The organism is Streptomyces sp. ActVer, assembly GCF_027270795.1.
Classification (GTDB): domain Bacteria; phylum Actinomycetota; class Actinomycetes; order Streptomycetales; family Streptomycetaceae; genus Streptomyces; species Streptomyces umbrinus_A.
Map to the genome: position 1 here is coordinate 1 of NZ_JAPWHT010000580.1, position 5601 is coordinate 5601.

Sequence of the window (5601 nt, forward strand, 5' to 3'; positions counted from 1 at the left end):
CGCCGCCGTCGCCGACCCGGCCGCCGCACCGGCCGCGCCCGCGGCCGCCGATGACTTCCAGCAGGTCACCCTCGCCAAGGGCGAGCCCGAGGTCGGCGAGCCCATGTCGCTGGCCGTCCTCCCGGACCGCTCGGTCCTGCACACCTCGCGCGACGGCGAACTGCGGATCACCGACAGCGCCGGCAACACCAAGCTGGCGGGCAAGCTCGCCGTCTACTCGCACGACGAGGAAGGCCTGCAGGGCGTCGGCATCGACCCCGGGTTCGCCGACAACCGCTTCATCTACCTCTACTACGCCCCGCCGCTCGACACCCCGGCGGGCGACGCCCCCGAGACGGGCACCGCGGCCGACTTCGCGCCCTTCGACGGCGTCAACCGGCTCTCGCGCTTCGTCCTGAACGCGGACGGCACCCTCGACAACGCCAGCGAGAAGAAGATCCTCGACGTCCCGGCGACCCGCGGCATCTGCTGCCACGTGGGCGGGGACATCGACTTCGACGCCGCCGGGAACCTCTACCTGTCGACCGGTGACGACTCCAACCCGTTCCAGTCGGACGGCTACGCGCCCATCGACGAGCGCGCCAACCGCAACCCCGTCTTCGACGCGCAGCGCACCTCCGGCAACACCAACGACCTGCGCGGCAAGATCCTGCGCATCAAGGTGAACGCCGACGGCTCGTACGCGGTCCCCGACGGCAACCTCTTCGCGCCCGGCACGGACAAGACGAGGCCCGAGATCTACGCGATGGGCTTCCGCAATCCGTTCCGCTTCAGCGTCGACAAGAAGACCGGCATCCTCTACGTCGGCGACTACGGCCCGGACGCCGGTGCCGCCGATCCCGCGCGCGGCCCGGCCGGCCAGGTCGAGTTCGCCCGCGTCACCGAGCCCGGCAACTTCGGCTGGCCCTACTGCTTGGGCAAGAACGACGCCTACGTGGACTACGACTTCGGCACCGGCGCGTCGGGGGCCTCCTTCGACTGCTCCGCGCCCAAGAACACCTCGCCCAACAACACCGGTCTGACGGATCTGCCCCCGGCCCAGGCCGCGTGGATCCCCTACGACGGCGGTTCCGTACCCGAGTTCGGCACCGGCTCAGAGTCCCCGATGGGCGGCCCGGTCTACGACTACGACGCCTCGCTCGACTCCCCGGTCAAGTTCCCGGAGGCGTACGACGGCGACTTCTTCGCCGGGGAGTTCGGCCGTCGCTGGATCAAGCGGATCGCGTCGGACGACAGCGGCACCGTGCAGTCCATCAACGACGTGCCGTGGAGCGGCACCCAGGTGATGGACATGGCCTTCGGCCCGGACGGCGCGCTGTACGTCCTCGACTACGGCCTCGCGTGGTTCGGCGGCGACGAGAACTCGGCCCTGTACCGGATCGAGAACGCGACCGACGGCCGCTCGCCCGTGGCACAGGCCGCGCCCGACCGCACCTCGGGACAGGCGAAGCTGAAGGTCAAGTTCTCCTCCGCCGGCACCACGGACGCCGACGGTGACGCCCTCACGTACAGCTGGGACTTCGGCGACGGCGGCGAGTCGACGGCGGCGAACCCGACGTACACGTACGAGAGGAACGGCACCTACACGGCCACGCTGACCGCGAAGGACGCCACCGGGCGGACCGGCAGCGCCGGCGTACGGATCGTCGTCGGCAACACCGCGCCGAAGGTGACCCTCCAACTCCCCGAGGACGGACAGCTGTTCAGCTTCGGTGACGCCGTGCCCTTCAAGGTCAAGGTGACCGACCCGGAGGACGGCAGGTCGATCGACTGCACCAAGGTGAAGGTCAGCTTCGTCCTCGGTCACGACAGCCACGGTCACCCGCTGACCACCGCGAACGGCTGCTCCGGCACCATCCAGACCAGCGCCGACGGCGGCCACGACGAGGACGCGAACATCTTCGGTGTCTTCGACGCGGAGTACACCGACAGCGGAGGCGGTGGCCAGGAGGCGCTCACCACGCACGACCAGAACGTCGTCCAGCCCAGGCACCGGCAGGCCGAGCACTACGGCAAGTCGGAGGGCGTCACGATCCAGACGAAGGCCACCGCACACGGCGGAAGGACCGTCGGTGACATCAACAACCGCGACTGGATCTCCTTCGAGCCGTACGTCCTGAGTAACGCCACGAAGATCACGGCCCGCATCTCCTCCGGCGGCACCGGCGGCAAGCTCGAGGTCCGTGCGGGTTCGCCCACCGGCCGCCTGCTCGGCACCGCGACCGTCCCGGTGACCGGCGGCTGGGAGAACTTCCAGGACGTCACCGCCAACCTGACGAAGGCGCCGCGCGGCACCACCACGCTCTACCTCGTCTTCAAGGGCAGCGGTACCGGGTCCCTGTACGACGTGGACGACTTCACCTTCACAACCGGCTGAGGGAGGTGCGCCATGCGAGCAACTGGCCGAACAGTGACCGCTGTCGTCGGCGCCGCCCTGCTCATCGGGTGTGTGTCGGGGCCGGCCGCCTCGAAGGGATCCTCCTCCGGCCCGTCGGGGTCCTCCGGGGCCTCCGAGTCGAAGAAGCCCTCGAAGGGTGAGCGTGTCCTGGTGTTCTCCAAGACCGCCGGGTTCCGGCACGACTCGATCCCCGAAGGGGTCGCCGCGGTGAAGAGCCTCGGCGCCGAGAACGGGTTCAGGGTGGACGCCACCGAGGATGCGGGAGCCTTCTCCTCCCGCAACCTCGCCCGGTACGACGCCGTGGTGTTCCTCTCCACGACGGGAGACGTCCTCAACGAGGCCCAACAGCGGGCTTTCGAGGGCTACATCAAGCGCGGCGGCGGTTACGTGGGCATCCACGCGGCCGCCGACACCGAGTACGACTGGGAGTTCTACGGCGGCCTCGCCGGTGCCTACTTCCAGTCGCACCCGGCGATCCAGCCCGCGCGGATCGAGGTCGAGGACCGGGCACACCCGGCCACCTCGCACCTCGGGGAGTCCTGGAACCGTACGGACGAGTGGTACAACTACCGCTCCAATCCCCGGGACCGGGCCCACGTCCTGGCCTCGCTCGACGAGTCGTCGTACAGCGGCGGCACGATGAGCGGCGACCATCCGATCGCCTGGTGCCAGGAGTACCGGGGCGGCCGCGCCTTCTACACCGGCAGCGGTCACACCAAGGAGTCGTACGCCGATCCCGCCTTCCGGCAGCACCTGCTGGGCGGAATCCAGTGGGCCGTCGGTGCCGCGGAGGCCGACTGCCGCCCGGAGAAGGGGTATTCACCTCTCTTCGACGGGACCGCCGAGTCACTGGCGGACTGGAAGCAGGCGGGACCGGGCTCGTTCTCGCTCTCGGACGACGGCACACTCACGTCGTCCGGCGGCCTGGGCATGCTCTGGTACGCGGACCGTGGCCTCGGCTCGTACTCGCTGAAGCTCGACTGGAAGATGGCGAGTGCCTCCGGGGACGACAACTCCGGTGTGTTCGTGGGCTTCCCTGCCTCCGACGACCCCTGGTCGGCCGTCAACAACGGCTATGAGGTCCAGATCGACGCGTCCGACGCCCCCGACCGCACCACCGGGGCCGTGTACAGCTTCCAGTCCGCCGACATCAGGAAGCGCGACCGTGCGCTGAACCCGCCGGGGGAGTGGAACACGTACGAGATCCGCGTGGAGGGCGAACGACTCCGCGTCTATCTCAACGGCGTGAAGATCAACGATTTCACCAACACCGATCCGGCGCGCAGCCTGCGTGACGGTCATGTCGGCATCCAGAACCACGGAGCCGAGGACCAGGTGTCCTTCCGGGACATCCGGATCAAGGAACTGCCGGCGCGATCCGGCGCGCAGGGCGATTGAGCGGCGGCGGGCGGAGGACGCCGGACCTCCGCCCGCCGTCTTGTCCCCTCTGTTCATCTCTTCTGCGGTAGCTGACTTTCCCGGCTGCCGCTTCCGGCTCGCGTTTCCGGCTTGCGAACGACCTCACGTACGACAAGGAGGCTGCCCATGTCCGCCGAATCCTCCGTCTCCCCGCCGCGGGTGGGAGTGTGGCTGATCGGAGCACGTGGCTCTGTCGCCACCACGGCCGTCACGGGCTGCGCCGCGGTGACCGCGGGGCTGCACCCACCGACGGGCATGGTCACCGAGACCCCCGCGTTCGCCGACTGCGGACTGCCCCCGCTGTCGTCTCTCGTCTTCGGCGGTCACGACATGGTGGACTGCCCCCTGCCCAAGCGGGCGGAGGCGCTGGCCGCCGGGGGAGTGCTGCCGCCCGGACTTCCGGCGGCCGTCACCGCCGAACTCGCCGCCGCCGACCGGGAGATCAGGCTCGGCGGCCCGCTGTCCGGTGAGACGCGCGACGAGGACGAACTGGTCGAGGCTCTGGCCTCCGACATCCGTGACTTCATGACCCGGTGCGGTCTGGACCGCACGGTCGTGGTCAACGTGGCCTCCACGGAACCCGTGCCCACCGGCACGGAACTCCCGGCCAGCTCCCTGTACGCGGCAGCCGCACTGCGGGCGGGCTGTCCGTACGTCAACTTCACCCCGTCCATGGGCCTGCACCACCCGGCACTGGCGTCCGCGGCTGCGGAGTCCGGACTGCCGTACGCGGGCCGGGACGGCAAGACCGGCCAGACGCTGCTGCGGTCGGTCCTCGGCCCGATGTTCGCGCAGCGCGCGCTGGCGGTCCGCGCCTGGTCCGGTACGAACCTGCTGGGCGGCGGTGACGGAGCGGCCCTCGCCGACCCGGGGGCCGCGGCCGCGAAGAACGCGGGCAAGGAACGCGTCCTCGCCGACACCCTCGGCGGGGTTCCCGAAGGCGAGACCCACATCGACGACGTACCGTCCCTCGGCGACTGGAAGACCGCCTGGGACCACATCGCCTTCGACGGCTTCCTCGGCACCCGGATGGTCCTCCAGACGACCTGGCAGGGCTGCGACTCCTCCCTCGCGGCCCCGCTGATCCTCGACCTGGCCCGCCTGGTCGCCCGCGCCCACGAGGCCGGCCTGTCCGGCCCCCTGTCCGAACTCGGCTTCTACTTCAAGGACCCGGTGGGCGAGGGGCCCGCGGCCCTGGGCGAGCAGTACGCGGAACTGGTCGGGTTCGCGGGGCGGTTGCGTGGGGCCGGGGATCCACAAGGGACTTCGGGCGAGCGGCGTGGCTCTTCGGATGAAGCACATGGCCCTTCGGGCGAGCGGCGAGGCCTCCCGGGGGAGCGGCGATGAGCGGTGGGCGGGTGTCGCAGGACGCGAGCCCCGGTGAACGGCACGCGAACCCGGTGCCACTGGAGGCGGACCCAGCGGAACAGCAGGCGAGCACTGAGGCGCGAGGCGTGAGCCCGGTGCCTCAGGACACCGCGAGGACGACATCACCACGGTCCGCGAGGCAGGGAGTGAACGTGAACGCCTGGGTGGAACTCCTGCGCCTCCCCGCCCTCTTCACCGTCCCCGGCGACGCGCTCGCGGGCGCCGCCGCGGCCGGGGCGCGCCCGGACCCCCGAACCCTGGTGGCCATCGCCTCCTCCCTCTGCCTGTACGAGGCCGGTATGGCCCTCAACGACTGGGCCGACCGTGCCGAGGACGCCGTGGACCGCCCGCACCGCCCCCTGCCCTCGGGCCGCATCAGGCCGGCCGCGGCCCTTGCGGCGGCCGCGAGGGCGGGG

The 5601-nt window shown here is 70.7% G+C and carries 4 protein-coding genes; all 4 read left to right on the forward strand.

Annotated elements, in window-relative coordinates; genetic code table 11:
- Positions 1–2377, forward strand: a 2377-nt coding sequence (locus tag O3Q52_RS47935; RefSeq protein ID WP_269654752.1) for a PQQ-dependent sugar dehydrogenase, incomplete at its 5' end; no start/stop codon positions are given.
- 12 nt (positions 2378–2389) lie between these two features.
- Positions 2390–3796 (forward strand): ThuA domain-containing protein, encoded by a 1407-nt coding sequence (locus O3Q52_RS47940; protein WP_269654753.1) that lies wholly within the window; start codon positions 2390–2392, stop codon positions 3794–3796.
- A 147-nt stretch (positions 3797–3943) separates the two neighbouring features.
- The gene (locus tag O3Q52_RS47945) at positions 3944–5164 is read left to right on the forward strand and encodes an inositol-3-phosphate synthase (RefSeq protein ID WP_269654754.1); all 1221 of its coding nucleotides are present in this window, start codon (positions 3944–3946) and stop codon (positions 5162–5164) included.
- The coding region (locus tag O3Q52_RS47950; RefSeq protein WP_269654755.1) for a UbiA family prenyltransferase at positions 5161–5601 on the forward strand (441 nt) is incomplete at its 3' end. The genes O3Q52_RS47945 and O3Q52_RS47950, both read left to right, overlap by 4 nt.